23 protein-coding genes, 2 tRNA genes and 1 rRNA gene are annotated in these 23,246 nt (G+C 32.3%); 23 read left to right on the plus strand and 3 right to left on the minus strand.

Annotated elements, in window-relative coordinates; all coding sequences use genetic code 11:
* Positions 1 to 38: 38 nt before the first annotated feature.
* Positions 39 to 914 carry a membrane protein insertase YidC gene (yidC, locus tag HYI43_04495; protein ID UDI77841.1) on the plus strand — a complete coding sequence of 292 codons (876 nt, stop codon included), beginning with the start codon at positions 39 to 41 and terminating at the stop codon, positions 912 to 914.
* A gap of 65 nt (positions 915 to 979) precedes the next feature.
* Here the strand turns inward: yidC and HYI43_04500 are convergent, their stop codons facing one another.
* Both HYI43_04500 and cls read right to left on the minus strand, forming a co-directional pair.
* Complete coding sequence (locus HYI43_04500; protein UDI77842.1) at positions 980 to 1,621, minus strand: HD domain-containing protein; 642 nt, start codon at positions 1,619 to 1,621, stop codon at positions 980 to 982.
* Positions 1,622 to 1,692: 71 nt separating this feature from the next.
* Positions 1,693 to 3,177: a cardiolipin synthase gene (gene cls / locus HYI43_04505; protein UDI77843.1), complete on the minus strand. Its 1,485-nt coding sequence runs from the start codon at positions 3,175 to 3,177 to the stop codon at positions 1,693 to 1,695.
* A gap of 184 nt (positions 3,178 to 3,361) precedes the next feature.
* Between cls and csoR the strand changes: the two genes are divergently transcribed.
* The 3 genes from csoR to HYI43_04520 all read left to right on the plus strand — a co-directional run bounded on the left by csoR (position 3,362) and on the right by HYI43_04520 (position 4,117).
* The gene (gene csoR / locus HYI43_04510; GenBank protein ID UDI77844.1) at positions 3,362 to 3,655 is read left to right on the plus strand and encodes a copper-sensing transcriptional repressor CsoR; all 294 of its coding nucleotides are present in this window, start codon (positions 3,362 to 3,364) and stop codon (positions 3,653 to 3,655) included.
* Between the two features lie 13 nt (positions 3,656 to 3,668).
* Entirely contained in the window at positions 3,669 to 3,872 is a 204-nt protein-coding gene (locus HYI43_04515; GenBank protein ID UDI77845.1) for a heavy-metal-associated domain-containing protein, read from the plus strand.
* Positions 3,873 to 3,979: 107 nt separating this feature from the next.
* Positions 3,980 to 4,117, plus strand: coding sequence for a hypothetical protein (locus HYI43_04520; GenBank protein ID UDI77846.1), 138 nt, complete (start codon positions 3,980 to 3,982; stop codon positions 4,115 to 4,117).
* Between the two features lie 161 nt (positions 4,118 to 4,278).
* Here HYI43_04520 and HYI43_04525 read toward each other — a convergent pair whose 3' ends face one another.
* On the minus strand, positions 4,279 to 5,463 hold the full coding sequence (locus tag HYI43_04525; protein UDI77847.1) for a rod shape-determining protein RodA: 1,185 nt from the start codon (positions 5,461 to 5,463) through the stop codon (positions 4,279 to 4,281).
* A 354-nt stretch (positions 5,464 to 5,817) separates the two neighbouring features.
* Here HYI43_04525 and HYI43_04530 point away from each other — a divergent pair, with 354 nt between their 5' ends.
* From HYI43_04530 to HYI43_04620, 19 genes are all read left to right on the plus strand, one after another.
* The gene (locus HYI43_04530; GenBank protein UDI77848.1) at positions 5,818 to 6,888 is read left to right on the plus strand and encodes a D-alanine--D-alanine ligase; all 1,071 of its coding nucleotides are present in this window, start codon (positions 5,818 to 5,820) and stop codon (positions 6,886 to 6,888) included.
* A gap of 15 nt (positions 6,889 to 6,903) precedes the next feature.
* On the plus strand, positions 6,904 to 8,259 hold the full coding sequence (locus HYI43_04535) for a UDP-N-acetylmuramoyl-tripeptide--D-alanyl-D-alanine ligase (GenBank protein UDI77849.1): 1,356 nt from the start codon (positions 6,904 to 6,906) through the stop codon (positions 8,257 to 8,259).
* A gap of 276 nt (positions 8,260 to 8,535) precedes the next feature.
* Entirely contained in the window at positions 8,536 to 10,053 is a 1,518-nt protein-coding gene (locus HYI43_04540) for a DEAD/DEAH box helicase (protein UDI77850.1), read from the plus strand.
* A gap of 459 nt (positions 10,054 to 10,512) precedes the next feature.
* Entirely contained in the window at positions 10,513 to 10,992 is a 480-nt protein-coding gene (locus HYI43_04545; GenBank protein ID UDI77851.1) for a PH domain-containing protein, read from the plus strand.
* Positions 10,985 to 12,526, plus strand: coding sequence for a PH domain-containing protein (locus tag HYI43_04550; GenBank protein UDI77852.1), 1,542 nt, complete (start codon positions 10,985 to 10,987; stop codon positions 12,524 to 12,526). Before HYI43_04545 ends, HYI43_04550 begins: the two co-directional genes overlap by 8 nt.
* Complete coding sequence (locus tag HYI43_04555; protein UDI77853.1) at positions 12,519 to 13,046, plus strand: PH domain-containing protein; 528 nt, start codon at positions 12,519 to 12,521, stop codon at positions 13,044 to 13,046. The genes HYI43_04550 and HYI43_04555 overlap by 8 nt, the downstream gene beginning before the upstream one ends.
* Before the next feature lie 13 nt (positions 13,047 to 13,059).
* The gene (locus tag HYI43_04560; GenBank protein UDI77854.1) at positions 13,060 to 13,419 is read left to right on the plus strand and encodes a holo-ACP synthase; all 360 of its coding nucleotides are present in this window, start codon (positions 13,060 to 13,062) and stop codon (positions 13,417 to 13,419) included.
* Positions 13,420 to 13,522: 103 nt separating this feature from the next.
* Positions 13,523 to 14,671 carry an alanine racemase gene (gene alr, locus HYI43_04565; protein ID UDI77855.1) on the plus strand — a complete coding sequence of 383 codons (1,149 nt, stop codon included), beginning with the start codon at positions 13,523 to 13,525 and terminating at the stop codon, positions 14,669 to 14,671.
* Between the two features lie 86 nt (positions 14,672 to 14,757).
* Complete coding sequence (gene mazE, locus HYI43_04570) at positions 14,758 to 14,928, plus strand: type II toxin-antitoxin system antitoxin MazE (GenBank protein UDI77856.1); 171 nt, start codon at positions 14,758 to 14,760, stop codon at positions 14,926 to 14,928.
* Positions 14,925 to 15,290, plus strand: a complete 366-nt coding sequence (locus HYI43_04575; protein UDI77857.1) for a type II toxin-antitoxin system PemK/MazF family toxin — start codon at positions 14,925 to 14,927, stop codon at positions 15,288 to 15,290. The genes mazE and HYI43_04575 overlap by 4 nt, the downstream gene beginning before the upstream one ends.
* Before the next feature lie 313 nt (positions 15,291 to 15,603).
* A complete protein-coding gene (locus tag HYI43_04580; protein UDI77858.1) occupies positions 15,604 to 16,605 on the plus strand; it encodes a PP2C family protein-serine/threonine phosphatase in 1,002 nt (333 codons plus the stop codon).
* 93 nt (positions 16,606 to 16,698) lie between these two features.
* Positions 16,699 to 17,025, plus strand: a complete 327-nt coding sequence (locus HYI43_04585) for an anti-sigma factor antagonist (protein ID UDI77859.1) — start codon at positions 16,699 to 16,701, stop codon at positions 17,023 to 17,025.
* 7 nt (positions 17,026 to 17,032) lie between these two features.
* Positions 17,033 to 17,506, plus strand: coding sequence for an anti-sigma B factor RsbW (rsbW, locus tag HYI43_04590; GenBank protein UDI79268.1), 474 nt, complete (start codon positions 17,033 to 17,035; stop codon positions 17,504 to 17,506).
* Positions 17,481 to 18,251, plus strand: coding sequence for an RNA polymerase sigma factor SigB (gene sigB, locus HYI43_04595; GenBank protein UDI77860.1), 771 nt, complete (start codon positions 17,481 to 17,483; stop codon positions 18,249 to 18,251). The genes rsbW and sigB overlap by 26 nt, the downstream gene beginning before the upstream one ends.
* A gap of 209 nt (positions 18,252 to 18,460) precedes the next feature.
* Complete coding sequence (locus tag HYI43_04600) at positions 18,461 to 20,608, plus strand: RNA-binding transcriptional accessory protein (protein UDI77861.1); 2,148 nt, start codon at positions 18,461 to 18,463, stop codon at positions 20,606 to 20,608.
* Positions 20,601 to 21,056: a SprT family protein gene (locus tag HYI43_04605; GenBank protein ID UDI77862.1), complete on the plus strand. Its 456-nt coding sequence runs from the start codon at positions 20,601 to 20,603 to the stop codon at positions 21,054 to 21,056. Before HYI43_04600 ends, HYI43_04605 begins: the two co-directional genes overlap by 8 nt.
* Before the next feature lie 308 nt (positions 21,057 to 21,364).
* Positions 21,365 to 21,450: transfer RNA gene (locus HYI43_04610), tRNA-Leu, on the plus strand.
* 21 nt (positions 21,451 to 21,471) lie between these two features.
* Positions 21,472 to 21,545: transfer RNA gene (locus HYI43_04615), tRNA-Gly, on the plus strand.
* 112 nt (positions 21,546 to 21,657) lie between these two features.
* Positions 21,658 to 23,210, plus strand: a 16S ribosomal RNA gene (locus HYI43_04620).
* Positions 23,211 to 23,246 lie beyond the last annotated feature (36 nt).

A 23,246-nucleotide genomic window follows, 5' to 3' on the forward strand; every position in this document is an offset into this window, starting at 1 on the left:
AATAATCCCTATGTGAATATATCAATAGAGGTGGAAAAATGAAGAAGAAAGCGTTACTACCTTTGTTATTAGGGGTAATGGTCTTTTTAGCCGGATGTGATTATTCTAAATCTAGTAATAGAGATGGATTTTTCTACAACACATTCGTTGAACCAATGTCTAAAGTCTTACATTGGTTAGGCCATACAGTTTTTAATGATGACTACGGTATTGCAATTATCGTATTAGTATTAGTGATTCGTATTATTTTATTACCATTCATGCTTTCAAACTATAAAAATAGTCATATGATGCGTGAAAAAATGAAAGTAGCTAAACCAGAAGTTGATGGTGTGCAAGAGAAAGTTAAACGCGCACGTACTCAAGAGGAAAAAATGGCTGCAAACCAAGAAATGATGGAAGTTTATAAAAAATATGATATTAACCCAATGAAAAGTGCATTAGGTTGTTTACCAGTATTAATCCAAATGCCTATCGTTATGGGATTATACTTTACTTTACGATATCGTATTGGTGGCGGAATTGCCGAACATCCTCACTTCTTATGGTTTAACTTAGTACATCCAGATATTTGGATTACAATTATTGCTGGTGTGCTTTACTTTATCCAGGCTTGGGTATCTAGTAAACAAATGCCTCAAGAACAACGTCAAATGACATATATGATGATGATAGTATCTCCAATTATGATCATATGGATTTCATTAAGTTCAGCTTCAGCATTAGGTTTATATTGGTCTGTCAGTGCGGCATTCCTAATTGTTCAAACTTATTTCGCTAATATGTATTATGAGAAAGTAGCTAAAAGAGAAGTTGCACCAATGATAGAAAAATTTGATGAAAACAATGGTAACTCAAATAAAAAAGGTAAAAACACTCAAGTTGTTTCTAAGAATAATAAAAAGAAAAAATAAATTAGTTAAATTGAAACTATAGAGTATAAAAGGTCGATATCCTTGCGTAGGGTATCGACCTTTTATTATATATGCCATTCTTTATAAAATTGATCTAAAAACTGTTCCATAAATTCATGTCGTTCTCTAGCCAATTTCCGACCGGTTTCAGTATGCATTAATTCAGTTAATTTAAGCAATTTATCATAAAAATGGCGTATAGCAGAAGGCGGTAAAGAAGAAATTGTATTTGGTTTGGGCTGTTCTTTATGAGTGGCTTCAGTCCACATTGGTTCATCAAAATGACCTGCAAATTGAAACGTTCGAGCGATACCAATCGCACCTATTGCATCGAGACGATCAGCATCGCGCACTATTTGACCTTCAATCGATAAACGAACGTTATTATTTTGGCCATTTCGATAACTTAAATTTTGAATAATATGCAAAATATGTTGTTGTGAAGCTTCGTTCAATTCAATTTCAGTGAAAAATGTTTTGAGTTCTTTGATAGCTAAAGATTTATCCGTTAATTTATCATCTATGACATCGTGTAGTAATGCTGATAAAGTGATGATTGTGATATCGCCTTGTTGTTCTGAATGTGCAATTCTTTGTGCAAGTGAAGTTACACGTTCTATATGTGCGATATCATGACCAGAATAATCATTGTCGTGGAAGTGACGCATGTAGTCGTTGGCAAGGTTAATTTGTTGGTTTAATTCCATTATTTTCTCCTTTTCCAAAATAAAATAAAGATGGGTCAACAAAAGCGATAACCTTTGTTGTCTCATCTTCTTTATAAAATAGGTGAAAGCAATTGAGAAATGCCTTCTTTAAATTTAATCCATAAACTGCGTTTGTTATATAATTCTTTTGTTAAGCGATACGATACTTTCATATCTTGTATAAATGCTTCTTTAAGATTGCTAGCGATTTCTTCATCGTATATAAAGGCATTTATTTCAAAATTGAGTGTGAAACTACGATTATCCATATTAGCAGTACCAACAGTAGCAATTTCATCATCAATAATTAACATTTTTGAATGTAAAAAACCATTATCATATTGATAAATTTTTACACCGGCATCTAAAAGTGAAGCAGCGTTCTTTAATGTTGCCCAATATACAAATGGATGGTCGGGCATACATGGAATCATGATGTTAACCTCTACACCACCTAAAGCAGCGATTTTAATGGCATCTAAAAATGCTTGGTCCGGTATAAAGTAAGGGGATTGGATATAAATTGAATGTTTAGCAGAAGAAATCATTTTTAAATATCCATATTTTATTTGTTCCCAATCTTCATCAGGTCCACTTGAAGCAATTTGGACACCGATTGTACCTCCAGAGTTCACATCAGGAAAGTAACGTTCTTGATATTCAATGTAATCACGTGTAGATTGTGAATTCCAATCTAAAATAAATCTTAGTTCGAGTGCATTGACAGAGTCTCCTTCAAGTCGAAGATGTGTATCTCTCCAGTACCCAAATTTTTTGTCCTTGCCTAAATATTCATCTCCTACATTAAATCCACCTACATAGCCAATTTTGCCATCAATAATAACAATCTTTCTATGATTACGATTGTTCATACGTAAGTTAATTAAGGGGAGTTTTGAAGGGAAGAAAGACTCAACATGTCCACCTTTAGCGCGGAACTGTTTTAAGTCTCTTTTACGTAATAATCTAGAACCCATATCATCATATAACATCTTTACTTCAATACCTTGATCAAGTTTTTCTTCTAAAGCACTTAGTACGCTAAGTCCTAAATGATCACTTTTGAAAATGTAGTACTGAATATGTATGTAATCTTGAGCATTTTTAATGTCATTAATTAATGCATCAAATTTTTCATGACCATCGGTATATATTTTGATGCTATTATCTGTAGTCAAAAATGCTGCGTTATTAAAGAGCAACATACGAACCATTTCTTTAAACTTAACTATTTGATGATTGCCTTTAGAAAAATCATCACTTTCTAACGCTTCAATCTGTTCATCTACAATCATAGCAAGCCCTTTACGGTCTTCCTTTTTCAATTTAAATATTTGATTACGTTGAATTTGTCGTCCTAATAATAAATATAATATGAAACCTATAATTGGTAAGAATACTAAGACAAGTAGCCAAGCCCAAATAGAACCTGCACTACGTCGTTCTAGGAAGATGATGACAAATGCAAAAATCAAGTTTAATAGAAAGGCTGTAATTAATATGATATTAATAATCAAAGAAGAATGAACAAATGTCATTGGAAAAATTTCTATCATATCGAACCTCCTGTTAATTAATAAATTCTTGCAATATAACAATGATTTAGTATCTCTTGTTTATAATTGTATCATGGTAAAACGGAAATAGCATGACTGCTTTTGAGAAGAATAAGTTATCGTGTTTGACGAAAATTAAGGTAAATTATACGATATTATAGTACTAAAAGAAAGGGTGACTACCTTGGAAAATCAAGATAATGCACATCATTCCGAACAAATTAAATTAAATTTAAAATCGAGATTAAATCGTATTGAAGGACAAGTCAGAGCCATCAACAGAATGATTGAGGAAGATGTATATTGTGACGACGTCTTAACTCAAATTAGAGCGACGAGATCAGCGCTTAACAGTGTTGCTACTAAATTATTAGATCATCATATGAAAAGTTGTATTATGGATAAAGTAAATAGTGGTGCACAAGAAGAAGCAATGGAAGAATTACTAGTTACATTTCAAAAATTAATGAAGGATTAGAGGGAATTTGTAAATGAATAGTGTCATTGAAATTAGTGGATTACAAACTTCTGAGCAAGCGCAAGCATTGCAAAAACGCATTTTACAAATGATTGGTGTTGAAAAAGTTGATGTTGATATTAATATGCAAAAAGTGAGTGTGACTTTTGATACCCCAACAAATTTAAATAGTATTGAAAAAGAAATTTATGATGATGGTTATAAAGTTTTAAATTAATATAGAACGTTTTTAAATAAAAAATTTAGAATTATTTTCAAATTGTGTAGTAAAACTGTTTTAATTGGGGTAGTATATCCTTGAAGTCAAAAAACGAGGTGAAATCCATGAGTAAAACAGATAAATTACAAAATGTAGTCAAATTATTATCGTCACTTGGTGTAAATATTAAAAAAACAAAATCTCGTTTAGACATAATTAATACTTTACCTGCAACAACGCCGGCAAGACAAGAACTCAAATAATTTGCAAACTAACAATAAAAACGACTGATACCATTTGTGTGTATCAGTCGTTTTTTGATATAAACCAAAAAAGAGATTAAACAACCTAAGGTTGCTTAATCTCTATATTAGGACGCATCGGTCCGATTTGACGTAGAGCCAAGAATTCTATTTTTAAAAAATTATTCTTTAAACGTAGATTTACGTTGATGGTAGTGGATAGATAGAACAACGCCGATGCCCACCATTAAACTCCATAAAGAACTACCACCATAACTAATAAATGGCAACGGTATACCTGTTATAGGTAATAGTTGAATCGTCATGCCAATGTTTTGCAAGATATGGAATACAAGCAATGAAATATATCCAATAATAAAAATTTTACTGAAAGGTGATTCGACTCTAGTAGCTAATCGAATTAAATGGAAAATGAGTGCTAAAAAGATTAATAATAAAATAACCGCTCCTAAAAATCCCATTTCTTCACCTACGACTGAGAATATAAAATCTGTATGATTTTCAGGTATATAAACTTCACCATGATTAAACCCTTTGCCGAATAATTGTCCCGAGCCGATAGCTTTTAAAGATTCAGTTAAATGATAACCATCACCAGCACTATAAGAGTATGGATCTAACCAAGAGCTGATTCGGCCCATTTGATACATTTTAACACCAAGAATACTTTCTATCAGTGATGGTTTATAAATGATTGCTAAAATAATACTGCCACCTATAACGACAGCTGCAATAAAAATAGGTGCAAGTATACGCCAAGTAATGCCACTCACTAACATAATGCCTACTATAATTGCACAAATTACAAGTGTTGTACCCAAGTCATTCTGAAGTAATATTAATGCCATCGGTATAATTGAAACACCAATAATTTTAAAGAATAGTGTTAAATCCGTTTGAAAAGATTTATGAAAAGTAAATCGATTATGGTTAGCGACGGTCTTCGCTAGAGCTAGTATTAGGATTACTTTCATAAATTCAGAGGGTTGAATACTTATAGGGCCAAACGTATACCAACTTTTTGCACCGTTTATAATTGGTGTAATTGGCGTTTCTGGAATAATAAGTAAGCCAATCAGTAAAACACAAAAGAATATATATAATATGTATGTATTATTTCTGATTTTCTTAGGAGAAATGAACATAATAATAAGTGCAATGATAGCTCCTAAAATATAATAGATGATTTGACGAATACTAAAATTGGCGCTATATTGGCCACCGCCCATAGCTGAACTAATTGTCGTTACACTAATAATTGCTAATACTATTAGTAATGCAATGAGTATCCAGTCGATTTTACGTAACCAATGTTTGGTAGGTTGTTGACGGGATGAATATTTCATGAGAAAACTCCTTAAATTCAATAATGAATCGATAAATATTATATATAGATTTTACATGACTTTATTTGAATTTGCTAGAAAATAACTAAAAGCACAGTGCAATGTTAAAAATTAATTATAAATTATCAAAAATTCGATTTGAATTACCGAGATAAATGCAAAGTATCCAGATACTGTGATAATATTGATTTTTAGAAAGTATACTTTAAATTTTATAAAACTTAGCTAAAACTTGCTGAGTAAATTGATTTATAATTAAAATTAAGTTGAAAGAGACTATTGTATTTACTTAATAAAAAGTTCAATGAAACTAACGTGCAATAGCACAATCTTTCTCAATGGAGGAAACTAAATATGGCAAAAGAAAATATATGTATCGTATACGGTGGGAAAAGTGCTGAACATGATGTATCAAAATTAACTGCACAAAATGTATTAAACGCGATTGATAAAGATAAATATCTTGTAGACATTATATATATTACAAATGATGGACAATGGAAAAAACAAGACAACATCACAAAAAATATTGAATCAGTTGATGAACTTAGTTTAGATAACGTTGAAGCAGGAGAAATTACGATACTACTAAAAGAAAGTAGTGCGGGAAGACCATATGAAGCTGTATTCCCATTACTTCATGGCCCTAATGGTGAAGATGGTACAATTCAAGGTTTATTTGAAGTTCTAGATATTCCATACGTAGGGAATGGTGTGCTAGCTGCGTCAAGTTCAATGGATAAATTAGTAATGAAGCAGTTATTTGAACATAGAGGATTACCGCAACTTCCATACATTAGTTTCTTAAGAAGTGAATATGAGAAATATGAAAATAATATTATTAAACTTGTTAAAGATAAACTTACATATCCTGTTTTTGTAAAACCAGCTAATTTAGGTTCAAGCGTTGGTATTAGTAAATGTAGTAATGAAGAAGAACTTAAAGCAGGTATTGAAGAAGCTTTCCAATTCGACCGTAAACTTGTGATTGAACAAGGTGTTAATGCTCGCGAAGTCGAGGTAGCTGTTTTAGGAAATGATTATCCAGAAACAACATGGCCAGGTGAAGTTATCAAAGATGTAGATTTTTATGATTATAAATCTAAATATAAAGACGGTAAGATTAGTCTTCAAATTCCAGCTGAATTAGATGAAGAAATTCAAATGACTTTACGTAATATGGCATTAGAAGCTTTTAAAGCGACTGACTGTTCTGGTTTAGTAAGAGCTGACTTCTTTGTAACTGAAGACAATCAAATTTATATTAATGAAACAAATGCCATGCCTGGTTTTACTGCATTTAGTATGTATCCTAGCCTTTGGGAAAACATGGGACTTTCATACTCTGAACTAATTACTAAATTAATTGAGTTGGCTAAAGAGCGTCACGAAGATAAAAAGAAAAATAAATATACAATCGATTAAGAGAGGAATTCAACTATGATTGAAGTATCATTAAAACAAATTCAAGATTGGATACCTTGTGAAATTGAATCGCAATATTTAGGAAGAACAATAAAAGGTGTAACTATTGATTCACGTTCCGTTAATGAGGATATGCTATTTATTCCTTTTAAAGGTGAGAACGTTGACGGACACCGTTTTGTTTCTCAAGCATTAAATACAGGTGCAGGTGCTTCTTTTTATGAAAAAGGGCACGATATTGATGAAAATATAAACGGACCTATTATTTGGGTTGAAGATACACTTGTAGCGTTACAACAACTTGCTAAAGCATATCTAAAATATGTGAATCCTAAAGTTATTGGTGTAACTGGTTCGAACGGCAAAACGACAACTAAAGATATGATTGAAAGTGTCTTACACACGCATTTTAAAGTAAAAAAAACACAAGGAAATTATAATAATGAAATTGGTTTGCCTTTAACCATACTAGAACTTGATGCGGATACTGAGATTTCAATATTAGAAATGGGAATGTCAGGCTTTCATGAAATAGAACTACTATCGACTATTGCAGAACCAGATATCGCTGTTATTACAAATATTGGTGAATCACATATGCAAGATTTAGGATCTCGCGAAGGTATTGCTAAAGCAAAATCTGAAATTACTATCGGACTTAAACCAGGTGGAACTTTCATTTACGATGGTGATGAACCTTTACTTAAACCACATGTTGAAAAAGTACAAAATGCTAAACTCGTAAGTGTAGGATTAGATTCAAATAACAAGTTAGTTTGTAAAGTTGAAGATAGTAAAAATGACGGAATTGCTTTTACAGTAAATAATACAGAGCATTACGAATTGCCAATTTTAGGAATTCATAATATGAAAAATGCAGCAATTGCTATTGCAATTGGACATGAATTAGGACTGAATTATGAAACAATTCAACATAATATTAATCATGTACAATTAACAGGTATGCGTATGGAACGTCACGTAACTAATGACGATATTACTATTATTAATGATGCTTATAATGCAAGCCCTACAAGTATGAAAGCAGCTATTGACACTTTAAGTAATATGAAAGGACGCAGAATTATTGTACTTGCAGATTCATTAGAACTTGGAGATAATAGCCGTCAAATGCACGAAGACGTTGGTGCACATCTTGAAGGGAAAGGTATTCATACCTTATTAACTTATGGATCTGATGCTAAATTCATCAGTGATGTAGGTGAGCAATTTGTTGATGAAGCAGCTTACTTTTCAGATAAAAATGAGCTAACGAAATATTTAAAAACTTATTTAGAACCACATGATAAAGTTTTAGTTAAAGGCTCACGAGGAAATAAACTAGAAGAAGTTGTAAATGAACTTATTTAAATAATTTTTAAAATTTAAACTTTTTAAATTATACAAGTTATTCAAAGGGAAGTTAAACCCGTGAATAGCTTGTTTTTTTACTTATTTTCTAAAGAAAAAGTACATAAAATGAAAACGCTATTATTTATAAAACTGCTAAATATATAGTTGAAGTCAGGAATTGCTTTATTGCGATATATATTTTTAGGTGGTACTATATAGAAGTTGACGTAATAAGAAGACCTTATATACACAAACGTATATTGATAAATTAAGAAAGTTTAAAGGAGAATTATATTGCAAAATTTTAAAGAACTAGGGATTTCGGATAAAACAGTTGAAACCCTTGAAGCAATGGGCTTTAAGGAACCCACACCTATCCAAAAAGAAAGTATCCCTTATACATTAGAAGGAAGAGACATCCTTGGACAAGCTCAAACTGGTACAGGTAAAACAGGAGCTTTCGGAATTCCTTTAATTGAAAAAGTTGTTGGCCAAAAAGGCGTTCAAGCTTTAATTCTAGCACCGACTAGAGAATTAGCTATGCAAGTGGCTGAACAGTTACGCGAATTTAGCCATGGACAAAATGTTCAAGTGGTAACAGTTTTTGGCGGTATGCCAATCGATCGACAAATTAAAGCATTAAAACGTGGACCTCAAATCGTGGTTGGAACACCTGGACGTGTAATCGATCACTTGAATCGTCGTACATTAAAAACTAACGACATCCATACGTTAATCTTAGATGAAGCGGATGAAATGATGAACATGGGATTCATCGATGATATGAGATTTATTATGGATAAAATCCCTGCTGAACAAAGACAAACAATGTTATTCTCAGCAACAATGCCTAAAGCCATACAAACTTTAGTACAACAATTCATGAAATCTCCACAAATTGTTAAAACAATGAATAACGAATTGTCAGATCCTCAAATCGACGAATATTATACAATTGTGAAAGAACTTGAAAAATTCGATACGTTCACTAACTTCTTAGATGTACATCAGCCTGAATTAGCTATTGTATTTGGTAGAACGAAACGTCGTGTTGATGAATTAACAAGTGCATTATTATCAAAAGGATATAAAGCAGAAGGTTTACATGGTGATATTACACAAGCGAAACGTTTAGAAGTATTGAAAAAATTCAAAAACGACCAAATTGATATCTTAGTAGCGACAGATGTTGCGGCACGTGGATTAGATATTTCAGGTGTAAGTCATGTTTATAATTTTGATATTCCACAAGATACTGAAAGCTATACACATAGAATTGGTCGTACCGGTCGTGCTGGTAAAGAAGGTATCGCAGTTACATTTGTTAACCCTATTGAAATGGATTATATCCGTCAAATCGAAGATGCAAATGGAAGAAGAATGAATGCATTAAGACCGCCTCATCGCAAAGAAGTTCTTCAAGCAAGAGAAGATGACATTAAAGATAAAGTGAAAAATTGGATGTTACGTGAAAGTGAAGATCGTTTACAACGAATTTCAAGCGAATTATTAAAAGAGTATGATAGTACTGAATTAGTCGCATCATTATTACAAGAATTAGTAGAAGCGAATGATGAAGTTGATGTTCAATTAACATTCGAAAAACCTTTAGCACGTAAAAATCGTCAAGGTAAAGGTAATGGTTCACGTCGTGGTGGCGGTAAACGTAATAATAAATTTGATAATAAAAGTAAACGTTCAAAAGGTGGCAATTTTAACAAGAAAAAAGGTAAAAAACCTGAACGTCGTGATAGACAAGAAAGAGGCCGTTCTTCAATGAAAGGTCGTACTTTTGCCGACTTACAAAAATAATATGATATACAAATAAGTTTATCATCTTCAAATATATAAACATACTAAGATTAGCTGTGAAGAGATCTATGACGATAGATTTCTTCACAGCTATTTTTTATAGTTGTAGAGCCTGGGACATAAATAACATAATAATGCTATTTTGCAAATTCGCAGTAGCTGACTGAACTGAGAAGGCGCTTAAATCAAACTTTTCTCAGTTCTAGTCATCATTGCGGGCGGGGCCCCAACAAAGAGAATTTCATCAAGAAATTCTACAAGCAAAGCAAGCTGGAGTGGACGACGAATTTAAAAAAATTCTGTCCCACTCTCTCTTTTGGTTCTATGCAAATATGGAGGGAAAAGTTTTTGTAAGTCATAATTAAATAAGTAGAGCTATATTCATTAATAGAAATGTATGACATATTTAGAAGTACAGTGATTATGATATACTAAAGAAAAATTGTGAAGGAGTTTGTTATGAAGTTAGAAAGTTCATTTCATAAAAGTCCTAAAAATGCATATTCATACCACTGGATAAAAAGTGGTCTCTTTTTTATTCTAGAAATTCTAATTTTAATTTCTATCTATATCTTATATAACTACTTTAATTGGTACCATTTTATAATTTACATTTTAATATTTTTATTTGTGCTTTCTTTTTTAAGATGTATCATACAACCCTATATTAATTTTAATCACAAATATTATAGAGTAGGAAAAAATAACATAGAAGTGAAGTCGACTTTTATTTTCAAAAAGCACCAAATCACAAAAATTGAAAGACTTCAATATCTTCAATTAAAGACGAATCCTATATTAAAAAGACTTCATTTAAATATAGTTGTATTCGTAACAGCAGGTCATGAAGTTCGATTACCTTTATTATCTGTAAATGAGGCAGACAAGTTAGCTAACGAAATATTTATTGAATTGCGAGGTGCTGACTCTGATGTATAATCCTCAAAAATTACATCCTATTTCATATATTACTGGTTTAATTAAAGTCATTAAACAAAACATTTTTACATTTATAGTATTTATTGGTTTCAATATTTGGAATTATGATTTTACGGACATTAAACATTATATTGGGCCAACGATTTTTTTTATAATATTTCTAATATCTTTTATAAATCAGTTTTTAGAAGTGAGAGTAACGCGATATTGGTTAGAAGCGGATCAATTTATTGTCACATCCGGTTGGATTAATAAAAAAAGGAAAGAACTTAATATTAGTAGGATTCAGTCATTAGATACGACACAAAGTCTAATTAATCAGATTGTTGGCGGCGTGAGCTTACAAATAAAGACTCCGAGTGATGGTATTGAGCTAGCAACAATATCTAAAAAGCAAAGTGATTTATTAGAACAGGCGATTAAGTTAAAGCAAATAGAGTTAAATAATAATGATTCAATTCGTGAAAGTAATGCATTCAAGTCAGAAATCGAACAAGAAAAGACTAATACACCCGTTGAAAAGGCAAAAGACTTAAATGCGTTTAATGCTGAAAATAATCAACGCCTCATTTTTAAAATGTCTTTTAAAACATTATTATTAATGGCAATGACAAGTGGAGCAATTGGTGTTGCTATTGCGACAATTTCACCTATTATTGGTGCTTTTCAAGAGGTTATACCTTGGAATAAATGGACTTCCAATTTATGGCATTGGGTTAACTCAATCATCATGATTATTTTAATATTAGTAATAGCGGTGCTCTTAATTAGTTATATCATTGGTACAATCATTACACTAATTAGATACTATAATTACACGGTCATTCAACAGGATAACCAATTAAAGATTACTTATGGTTTATTTAATGTGAAAAATATTACTGTTCCTACGAATAGATTACAAGCTGTATTGGAAAAGCAATCTTTTCTAAGAAAACTATTTGGCTATACGTCTATTCATTTTGTTATTACTAGTGATTTGAATGTAGAATCAAAAGAAGATGCAAGTGATAATGGCAAAATAATGATTCTTCCATTTATCAAACGTAAAGAAGCTTATAAAATTATAGGGAAACTAGTTCCAGAAATGAATTTCGGAGAAGTTAATAAAGGGATGCCTTGGCGTGGTTATCATCGTCATTTTCTTATTCCTAGTTTAATATTTGTTATTATTGCAGGCGTTGCAACATATTTCTGGAGTGCTTGGAGTTTTCTAATTGTCGGAATGCTAATTATTATTATGGCAGTACATGCATTAATATATATTAAAAATTCAGGTATAGCTATGAATAACGAGGAGATTACGGTTCACTCTGTTGGGATGTTTGGTTTTAATACTTACTTTTTTAAAACTAATAAGATTATTGGCGTTGAAACTACTCAGAATCCTTTTCTTGAAAGAAGTGCATTAGCCAACTTACAATTCATAATTGCTAAAGGCTCTGTATCTGAAATGATTAATCTATATTATATGTCTGAAAAGAAAGTGGATTACTATGTTAATGCTTATTTAAGAGGTGATTACAATGAATAATTACAAATACATGGATCATAATGGATTAAAAGTAATGAAAATCGCTTCTTTAATAACATTTATAGTGATCGTTATAATACTTGCTACTGCAACGATTGTAGATATTTATTTTTTAAAGGTCTTAAAACCAGTATGGACAATTTTTATTGCATTGGGGATGCTCGTCCTATATATTCTAATATTTACAATTGTTATACCAATCTTAAGATATAAAAATTTTAGATATACGTTTAAAGATAATGAAATATATATTCGTACAGGAATTATATTTATAAAGACAATGATAATCCCGTTCTACAGAATTCAAAATTTAGATATTGTTGAAGGATTTGTCATGAGAAAATATAATTTAGCTACTTTACATTTATCTACAGCCGGTGGAGATGCTGAAATTCATTTAATATCTAAAGTAGAAGCACTTGAATTAAAACAAAATATTCAATCTAAGAAAATGGATCAACCGCATTTTGTTACTCAACAAGAAACAATTGAAAAAAGTGATGAAACATATAGTAAATGAGGTAATAAATATTATGATATTCGGTATAGGCAGTGACTTAATAGAAATTGAACGTATACAAAAAGTTTATGCTAAACAAAAAGTTAAATTGGTTGAACGAATATTAACGAATCAAGAACAAGAAAAATTTAATTCATTTAAGAGTGAAAAAAGAAAATTAGAATTTCTTGCTGGACGATTCGCAACTAAAGAAGCTTTTAGTAAAGCCCTTGGTACAGGATTGGGTAAGACTGTTTCATTCAATGATATAAATTGCTATAACGATAATAATGGTAAACCTTGTATCGAATACCCAGGCTTTGTAGTTCACGTAACCATTACACATACAGATAATTATGCTATGAGTCATGTTTTATTAGAAAAGAAAGATTAACAATACTATAATTATAACTATTAATGTAATTGATTAAAAAAATAGAGACAATGAATAGTTCAAACAAACTTGAACTATTTTCAAGTTTTGAGGAGGACTTCTTATGTCAGACAAATATTACAGAGCAACATTTATGAATGTTGATTTAAAGGCTATTTCAAATAACTATATTACGTTTACACAACTACATGAAAATAAAACGGTTATGCCAGTGGTTAAAGCAAATAGTTATGGATTAGGCAGTGTGAAAGTGGCTCGACAATTAATGGAATTAGGGGCGAACTTCTTTGCAGTAGCAACACTTGATGAAGCCATAGAGCTTAGAATGCACGGTATTAATGCACAAATATTAATTTTAGGCGTTATACCTTTACAAGATATTAATAAAGCCATTCAACACAGAGTTGCACTTACTGTACCGTCTGAATCTTGGTTACAACAAGCAATCACATTAATTAGTGATGATAATGAGAAGAACCTATGGTTACATGTGAAATTAGATACAGGTATGGGAAGACTTGGTATTAAAACGATAGAGGAATATAAAAAAGTGGTTAGTTTAATTCAGAACCATGATAAATTAGTATTCGAAGGTGTTTATACCCATTTTGCAAATGCAGATGAACCTGGAGACTCAATGGATGAACAATATCATTTATTCGAAAAGTTAGTTAATCAAGTTGAACACCCTAAATATATTCATTGTCAAAACTCTGCAGGTTCTTTATTAAGAGATTATGATTTATGCAATGCAATTAGATTAGGTATCTCATTATATGGTTATTATCCGTCAGAATATGTCAAAGATCTTGTAACAACTCAGTTAATACCAAGTGCACAATTAATAACTCATGTAGTACAAACTAAAAATTTAAACATTGGAGATTCAGTGAGTTATGGTAGCACCTACACAGCTACTGAACCTATTAAAATAGCCATTTTACCTCTAGGATATGCAGATGGATATTTACGTTCTATGCAGGGTGCAAATGTAAATGTTAAAGGCTATCAATGCGAAGTTATAGGTCGCGTTTGCATGGATCAAATGATTATTAAAGTTCCCGAAGATGTTCAAGAAGGTGATGAAGTGATTGTGTTAGACAATCATATTGATTCACCTCAATCAGCAGAGGCATTAGCTAAAAAACAAGGTACTATTAGTTACGAAGTACTATGTAACATTGGAAGAAGAGTTCCGCGTATATATGAAATAAATAATGAATATGAGGTAACGAATGAATTATTAAAATAGTATAGTCACTTCGTGCAAAATTTGTTATTATAAATTTAAATTAAAGTTTATAATGTCTTATTTGTTATCAAATGGAGGTTCATAGTATGTTAACTTTTAACCAGAATAGAAGCCACAGTCTTGAACAATCTTTAAAAGAAGGCTATGCACAAATGGCCGATTTAAACCTCTCCCTCGCAACAGAAGCTTTTCCATTAGAATGTGAAGCTTGTGATTGTAACGAAACATATATTCTTTCTAATTATAAGAGTGAATGATTAGAAGAGGCGATGTATATTTAGCTGATTTGTCACCAGTACAGGGCTCAGAACAAGGGGGAGTAAGACCTGTAGTTATCATTCAAAATGATACTGGTAATAAATATAGTCCTACCGTGATCGTAGCAGCGATTACAGGTAGGATTAATAAAGCCAAAATACCAACTCATGTTGAAATAGAGAAGAAGAAATATAGACTAGATAAAGATTCAGTTATACTACTCGAACAAATTCGTACACTTGATAAAAAAAGATTAAAAGAAAAACTAACTTATCTATCAGAAGAAAAAATGACTGAAGTAGATGAAGCACTAGATATTAGTTTAGGGTTACATGATGAAGTAAAGCCACAAGGCACTTAACTTATTTTATGCATTAACCAAATATAATTTATACTAACTATTAAAGACAAAATTGTAATAGTTTCAGTTGTTCACACTAACAATTGAAAACAAAATGTACTAATACATATGTATATGTTTTATAAATTTAGAAAAGTACAGAAATGTAGCATTAGTCTTTAGTTGTTGACTTTAGGGAGTACCTAAAGTCTTTTTTAAATAGTAACTTTATTTTCGAATATTATATTTTAAGTACAAATAAAATTTGTTAATAAATATAAATTGCATACAAATTAAAGTTCATGATGCACTATTGAAGTGAGGAGGCAGATTCGTGGAAGAATTTAAACAGCATTATAAAAAGCTTATTGATGAAAGCTTAGTTACTAAAAATAAAAAACAATTTCTAAAAAAGTGTAATGATTTTACTGATGAAGTAATAAAAAAAGATATTCTGCCAGAAGATATAGTGAATATCCATAAATCGTATGTTACTTCTTTAAATTTAGAAAAAGAACAAATATTTGATACTTTAGATGTTTTACAAGAGGTTGTTAAAGGATTTGGATATAGTTATCGAGATTATCAAAAATTAGTAGATAAAATGCAATTCCACGATAAAGAAATAGATTTAGCTTCTAGGCTTCAACAAACAATGCTTAAAACTGATATTCCTCAGTTTGATAGTATTCAAATTGGTGTTATTTCTGTTGCTGCACAAAAAGTAAGTGGTGACTATTTCAACTTAATTGATCATCGAGATGGTACGATGAGTTTTGCAGTGGCTGATGTCATTGGGAAAGGAATTCCAGCAGCATTAGCCATGAGTATGATTAAGTTTGGAATGGACTCATATGGACATTCACAATTACCTAGTGATGGGTTAAAACGACTTAATCGAGTTGTGGAGAAGAACGTTAATCAAAATATGTTTGTAACGATGTTCTACGGATTATATGAAGAAATGAATCACTTATTATATTGTAGTTCAGCAGGTCATGAACCTGGATATATCTATCGAGCTGAAACTGAAACATTCGAAGAAATAAATGTAAGAGGTAGGGTATTAGGCGTAAGTCAAAATACTAGATATAATCAACAAGAAATACAAATTTGTTTAGATGATTTAGTGATTATCTTTACTGATGGCGTTACTGAAGCTAGATATACGGATGGTGAATTTATCGCTAAAAATACGTTACTTAATCTGATTCGTAAATATAAGCATATGCATCCTCAAGACATTGTTCAGATTTTATATGAAGCTATTTTAAAAATACAAAATCCTAATAAACGTGACGATATGACTATATTAATCATAAAACGTGTAAATTAAATATTAAATTTATTGATTATAGAAATATAACTATGGGTATACTTAGTAAAGTATACATATTTTGGAAAAAGACTAAACTAGGAGTGTAGAACTATGAACCTTAATATTGAAACAATCACTCATGATGATTATTATGAAGTCATCGTAGCCGGGGAGTTAGACGTTTATACCGTACCTGAATTAGAAGAGGTACTTATGCCAATGCGCCAAGAAGGTACGCATGATATTCATGTTAATGTAACTAATGTTAGTTATATGGATTCAACAGGATTAGGATTGTTTGTTGGAACATTGAAAGCATTGAATCAAAATAATAAAGAATTATATATTTTAGGTGTATCAGATAGAATTGGTAGATTATTTGATATTACGGGTCTTAAAGATTTAATGCATGTAAATGAAGGAACGGAGGTAGAGTAACTTGCCTATCAAAAATGATTATATTGAAATGAAACTACCTGCCTCTGCCGAATATGTTAGTTTGATTCGACTTACATTATCTGGTGTCTTTTCAAGAGCAGGTGCTTCTTATGATGATATTGAAGATTCTAAGATAGCAGTAAGTGAAGCGGTAACTAATGCGGTTAAACATGCTTATAAACATGAAGAAACTAATGGTATGATTAATTTATGTTTTGAGTTATTTGATGATAAAATTAAAATTATAATATCTGATCAAGGCGAAAGTTTTGATTATGAAAAAACAAAATCTCAATTAGGACCGTACGATGAAAATGAAAATATAGACTTCTTACGTGAAGGCGGATTAGGATTATTCTTAATTGAGTCATTAATGGATGAAGTGAAAGTGTTCAAAGAATCTGGTGTAACAATCAGTATGATTAAGTATATAAAAAAAGAGCAGGTGCCAAATAATGACGAAAGAGTCGAAATCAGTTAATGATGTCTCACCTGAACAAATTAACCAATGGATTAAAGAACACCAAGAAAATGCTAATACTGACGCTCAAGATAGACTAGTTACGCATTATCGTAAACTAATTGAATCTTTAGCATATAAGTATTCAAAAGGACAATCACATCATGAAGATTTAGTTCAAGTTGGTATGGTTGGTTTAATAGGTGCTATTAACAGATTTGATTTGTCATTTGATCGCAAATTTGAAGCATTCCTAGTACCAACCGTTATCGGTGAAATTAAAAGGTATTTAAGAGATAAGACATGGAGTGTTCATGTTCCTAGAAGAATAAAAGAAATTGGTCCAAGAATAAAGAAAGTCAGTGATGAACTCACAAATGAATTAGAACGTTCACCATCAATTGCAGAAATTGCTGATCGATTAGAAGTGACAGAAGAAGAAGTGCTCGAAGCAATGGAAATGGGACAAAGCTATAATGCTCTTAGCGTTGACCATTCGATTGAAGCAGATAAAGATGGTTCAACAGTTACTTTATTAGACATAATGGGTCAACAAGATGATAACTATGATTTAACTGAAAAACGCATGATTCTTGAACGTATTCTACCTATTCTTTCAGACAGAGAAAGAGAAATTATTCAATGTACTTTTATTGAAGGTTTAAGTCAGAAGGAAACAGGAGAACGCATAGGTTTAAGTCAGATGCATGTTTCTAGGTTACAAAGAACAGCAATTAAGAAATTACAACAAGCTGCTAAGCAATAAATGTAAATATTAAAAGACTGAGGTATAGAGATGCCTCAGTCTTTTATTTGTAATATTAATTTATGATAGGCAAAATTAATACATAATACAAAATCGAATCTAATAAAACGATTTATTAAGAGGTAAAATTTTAAAATATTTGCTTAATAAATGAGTATAAATTTTTATGTTAAAATTAAAAAGAAAATATGAAAAAGTGTGGTCATAAAATGGATAAAAATTTAATTGATGAAATAACAACAAAATATCAATTTTCAGAAAAACAAGTGAGAGCAGTATTAAATCTATTAGAAGAAAAAAATACAGTTCCTTTCATTGCACGTTATCGTAAAGAAGCAACGGGCGGTTTAGATGAGGTTCAAATTAAACAAATCTCAGATGAATATCAATATGTTGCTAACTTACAAAAAAGAAAAGAAGAAGTCATACATAATATTGAACAACAAGGTTTATTAACTGAAGAATTGCGACAAAGTATACTTAAACAAACAAAATTACAACGTGTTGAAGATTTATATAGACCTTATAAACAGAAAAAGAAAACAAGAGCAACTGAAGCAAAACGAAAAGGGTTAGAACCCTTGGCTAAATTAATAATGAATGGAAGTTCAACTAATATTCAACAAGAAGCCAAAAAATATCTTTCTGATGAAGTGTCAACTGTTGATGAAGCACTTCAGGGTGCACAAGATATCATAGCTGAACAAATCTCAGATAATCCTAAATATAGAAGTCGATTATTACATGATGTGTATCAACAAGGACAAATTGTCACATCAAAAAAGAAAAAAGCAGAAGATGAAAAAGAAATTTATGCCATGTATTATGATTATTCAGAACCTATAAAAAGAGTAGCAAATCACAGAGTATTAGCGATGAATCGTGGAGAAAAAGAAAAAGTACTTTCAGTAAAAATTGAATTTGATATAACACAGATAGAAAATGTCATTGCTAAGCAAGAGATAAAAAACTCTAACGCACTAGGTAATTATATAAAAATAGTGATAGAAGATAGCTTGAAACGATTAATTTTACCATCGATTGAACGTGAAATCCGTAATGATTTAACAGAAAAAGCAGAACAACATGCTATTGAAGTTTTTAGTGAAAACTTAAAAAATTTATTATTACAACCTCCGCTAAAAGGTAAACAAATTTTGGGTGTAGACCCAGCCTTTAGAACAGGCTGTAAATTAGCAGTGATTAATCCTTTCGGGACTTTTGTAGCTAAAAGCGTCATTTACCCACATCCACCTAAAGCTAAAGTCGAAGCTTCTGAAAAAGAAATTGTTAGAATGATTAAAGAAAATGACGTTGAACTTATAGCTATAGGCAATGGAACAGCTAGTCGTGAAACTGAACAATTTATTGCGAATGTGATTAAAAAATATAATTTAACTGTACAATTTATTATAGTAAATGAAGCAGGTGCATCAGTATATTCTGCGTCAGAAATAGCTAGAACAGAATTTCCAGATTTTCAAGTTGAAGAGCGCAGCGCTGTTTCAATAGGAAGACGCGTTCAAGATCCTTTAAGTGAACTCGTAAAAATAGACCCAAAATCTATTGGTGTTGGTCAATATCAGCATGATGTTAATCAAAAGGAATTAGAAAGTGCATTAACGTTTGTTGTTGAAACAGCGGTTAACCAAGTTGGTGTAGATGTTAATACAGCTTCAAAATCATTATTACAATATGTATCGGGACTATCATCTACAATTGCTCAAAATATTATTGAATATCGACAAGAAAATGGAGCAATTAAACATAATAAAGAAATCGGTAAAATTAAACGTTTAGGTGCCAAAACATTTGAACAAAGTATTGGTTTCTTGAGAATAGTAGATGGCTCTGAGCCATTAGATAATACTTCTATTCATCCAGAAAGTTATAAAGTTACGTATAAATTACTAGAAAATTTAGGTCTTGAAATATCTGATTTAGGTACTTATAAACTAAAACAAGTTCTTTCTGAAGTAAATGTTGAGAATTTAGCGAGCAAGTTAGATGTAGGGGTACCAACACTTGAAGACATCATTAAATCGTTAATGGCTCCTAATCGAGATCCTCGTGATGAATATGAAACGCCTATATTAAAATCGGACGTCTTATCGATAGAAGATCTTAGTGAAGGTATGAAACTTAGTGGTACAGTTAGAAATGTAGTGGATTTTGGAGCTTTTGTAGATATTGGTGTAAAACAAGATGGCTTAGTGCATGTTTCAAAATTATCTAAGAAATTTGTTAAAAATCCTATGGAAATAGTTAGTGTAGGAGATATAGTAGATGTATGGATTCTTAATATCGATAAAAATAAGGACAAAGTTTCATTAACTATGATTAATCCAAATGAATAAATCAGATTTACAATTATTAGTCGAGAAGTTATCACTTCAATATTTTAATAGAGCTTTTAAGCATGAAGCATACTTCAATAACAGATTAAGAACAACAGGTGGTCGCTACATGCTTGAATCACATAATATCGAAATAAATCCTAAGCAATATGAACAATACGGTAATGAGGCGTTGATAAACATTATTAAACATGAATTATGCCATTATCATTTACATATTCTAGGAAAAGGATATAAACATAAAGACAGAGAATTTAAAGCTTTAAGTAAACAAGTCAATGCACCAAGATTTTGTTCAGCAATTGAAACATATGAGCAAAGAGCAAATTATAAATATAGATGCACTTACTGTGGCCATAATTATATTAGAATTAGAAAAGTAGATACTAAGAAAATGAGATGTGGTAAATGTGGTGGGAAATTAAAACTCATTAAGCATTTAAAATAACCATATTTTAATGATTATTAATTACAATACAAAATTTCAATAATGAAGGGAAACATATCTTTTAAAGATAACCCTTATATGAGTGACTAGATTATCTTAGAATAGTTTAGTCACTTTTTCATTAAAGTTGTTGACTTTAATAAATAAAGCGTGTATTATAAATATCGTTGCGTTAAGAAACGAACTTAAACATTAAAAATTAGTAAATTAAATTTAAATAATGTTAAAAAGTTATTGACTTTTGATTACAAAACATTTACAATTATTAATGTTCTCGATAGTTAATTATTAATTATTGCGTTTTGCCAGCGGTCGTGGCGGAATGGCAGACGCGCTAGGTTGAGGGCCTAGTGGGAGAAATCCCGTGGAGGTTCAAGTCCTCTCGGCCGCACCAAATCATCTACTAATAAAATTTGCGGGTGTAGTTTAATGGCAAAACCTCAGCCTTCCAAGCTGATGTTGTGGGTTCGATTCCCATCACCCGCTCCATTATAAATGAACATTGAAAACTGAATGACAATATGTCAACGTTAATTCCAAACAGTAACTTAAATGTTACAAACATTATTTAGTATTATGAGCTAATCAAACATCATAAATTTTTATGGAGAGTTTGATCCTGGCTCAGGATGAACGCTGGCGGCGTGCCTAATACATGCAAGTCGAGCGAACAGATAAGGAGCTTGCTCCTTTGATGTTAGCGGCGGACGGGTGAGTAACACGTGGGTAACCTACCTATAAGACTGGGATAACTTCGGGAAACCGGAGCTAATACCGGATAATATTTCGAACCGCATGGTTCGATAGTGAAAGATGGTTTTGCTATCACTTATAGATGGACCCGCGCCGTATTAGCTAGTTGGTAAGGTAACGGCTTACCAAGGCGACGATACGTAGCCGACCTGAGAGGGTGATCGGCCACACTGGAACTGAGACACGGTCCAGACTCCTACGGGAGGCAGCAGTAGGGAATCTTCCGCAATGGGCGAAAGCCTGACGGAGCAACGCCGCGTGAGTGATGAAGGTCTTCGGATCGTAAAACTCTGTTATTAGGGAAGAACATACGTGTAAGTAACTATGCACGTCTTGACGGTACCTAATCAGAAAGCCACGGCTAACTACGTGCCAGCAGCCGCGGTAATACGTAGGTGGCAAGCGTTATCCGGAATTATTGGGCGTAAAGCGCGCGTAGGCGGTTTTTTAAGTCTGATGTGAAAGCCCACGGCTCAACCGTGGAGGGTCATTGGAAACTGGAAAACTTGAGTGCAGAAGAGGAAAGTGGAATTCCATGTGTAGCGGTGAAATGCGCAGAGATATGGAGGAACACCAGTGGCGAAGGCGACTTTCTGGTCTGTAACTGACGCTGATGTGCGAAAGCGTGGGGATCAAACAGGATTAGATACCCTGGTAGTCCACGCCGTAAACGATGAGTGCTAAGTGTTAGGGGGTTTCCGCCCCTTAGTGCTGCAGCTAACGCATTAAGCACTCCGCCTGGGGAGTACGACCGCAAGGTTGAAACTCAAAGGAATTGACGGGGACCCGCACAAGCGGTGGAGCATGTGGTTTAATTCGAAGCAACGCGAAGAACCTTACCAAATCTTGACATCCTTTGACAACTCTAGAGATAGAGCTTTCCCCTTCGGGGGACAAAGTGACAGGTGGTGCATGGTTGTCGTCAGCTCGTGTCGTGAGATGTTGGGTTAAGTCCCGCAACGAGCGCAACCCTTAAGCTTAGTTGCCATCATTAAGTTGGGCACTCTAAGTTGACTGCCGGTGACAAACCGGAGGAAGGTGGGGATGACGTCAAATCATCATGCCCCTTATGATTTGGGCTACACACGTGCTACAATGGACAATACAAAGGGCAGCGAAACCGCGAGGTCAAGCAAATCCCATAAAGTTGTTCTCAGTTCGGATTGTAGTCTGCAACTCGACTACATGAAGCTGGAATCGCTAGTAATCGTAGATCAGCATGCTACGGTGAATACGTTCCCGGGTCTTGTACACACCGCCCGTCACACCACGAGAGTTTGTAACACCCGAAGCCGGTGGAGTAACCATTTGGAGCTAGCCGTCGAAGGTGGGACAAATGATTGGGGTGAAGTCGTAACAAGGTAGCCGTATCGGAAGGTGCGGCTGGATCACCTCCTTTCTAAGGATATATTCGGAACATCTCGTAGAGATGAGGAA

This window comes from Staphylococcus taiwanensis (assembly GCA_020544305.1).
Lineage (GTDB): Bacteria > Bacillota > Bacilli > Staphylococcales > Staphylococcaceae > Staphylococcus > Staphylococcus taiwanensis.

Excerpts from the sequence above, each read along its gene's own strand:
- HYI43_04605 (UDI77862.1), top strand. The coding sequence starts at position 20,601 with ATGAATAAATCAGATTTACAATTATTAGTCGAGAAGTTATCACTTCAA.
- sigB (UDI77860.1), top strand. The coding sequence starts at position 17,481 with ATGACGAAAGAGTCGAAATCAGTTAATGATGTCTCACCTGAACAAATT.
- HYI43_04520 (UDI77846.1), top strand. The coding sequence starts at position 3,980 with ATGAGTAAAACAGATAAATTACAAAATGTAGTCAAATTATTATCGTCA.
- HYI43_04500 (UDI77842.1), bottom strand. The coding sequence starts at position 1,621 with ATGGAATTAAACCAACAAATTAACCTTGCCAACGACTACATGCGTCAC.
- mazE (UDI77856.1), top strand. The coding sequence starts at position 14,758 with ATGTTAACTTTTAACCAGAATAGAAGCCACAGTCTTGAACAATCTTTA.
- yidC (UDI77841.1), top strand. The coding sequence starts at position 39 with ATGAAGAAGAAAGCGTTACTACCTTTGTTATTAGGGGTAATGGTCTTT.
- HYI43_04535 (UDI77849.1), top strand. The coding sequence starts at position 6,904 with ATGATTGAAGTATCATTAAAACAAATTCAAGATTGGATACCTTGTGAA.
- HYI43_04585 (UDI77859.1), top strand. The coding sequence starts at position 16,699 with ATGAACCTTAATATTGAAACAATCACTCATGATGATTATTATGAAGTC.
- HYI43_04555 (UDI77853.1), top strand. The coding sequence starts at position 12,519 with ATGAATAATTACAAATACATGGATCATAATGGATTAAAAGTAATGAAA.
- HYI43_04525 (UDI77847.1), bottom strand. The coding sequence starts at position 5,463 with ATGAAATATTCATCCCGTCAACAACCTACCAAACATTGGTTACGTAAA.
- HYI43_04600 (UDI77861.1), top strand. The coding sequence starts at position 18,461 with ATGGATAAAAATTTAATTGATGAAATAACAACAAAATATCAATTTTCA.
- alr (UDI77855.1), top strand. The coding sequence starts at position 13,523 with ATGTCAGACAAATATTACAGAGCAACATTTATGAATGTTGATTTAAAG.
- HYI43_04545 (UDI77851.1), top strand. The coding sequence starts at position 10,513 with ATGAAGTTAGAAAGTTCATTTCATAAAAGTCCTAAAAATGCATATTCA.
- cls (UDI77843.1), bottom strand. The coding sequence starts at position 3,177 with ATGATAGAAATTTTTCCAATGACATTTGTTCATTCTTCTTTGATTATT.
- HYI43_04575 (UDI77857.1), top strand. The coding sequence starts at position 14,925 with ATGATTAGAAGAGGCGATGTATATTTAGCTGATTTGTCACCAGTACAG.
- HYI43_04550 (UDI77852.1), top strand. The coding sequence starts at position 10,985 with ATGTATAATCCTCAAAAATTACATCCTATTTCATATATTACTGGTTTA.
- HYI43_04560 (UDI77854.1), top strand. The coding sequence starts at position 13,060 with ATGATATTCGGTATAGGCAGTGACTTAATAGAAATTGAACGTATACAA.
- HYI43_04515 (UDI77845.1), top strand. The coding sequence starts at position 3,669 with ATGAATAGTGTCATTGAAATTAGTGGATTACAAACTTCTGAGCAAGCG.
- HYI43_04530 (UDI77848.1), top strand. The coding sequence starts at position 5,818 with ATGGCAAAAGAAAATATATGTATCGTATACGGTGGGAAAAGTGCTGAA.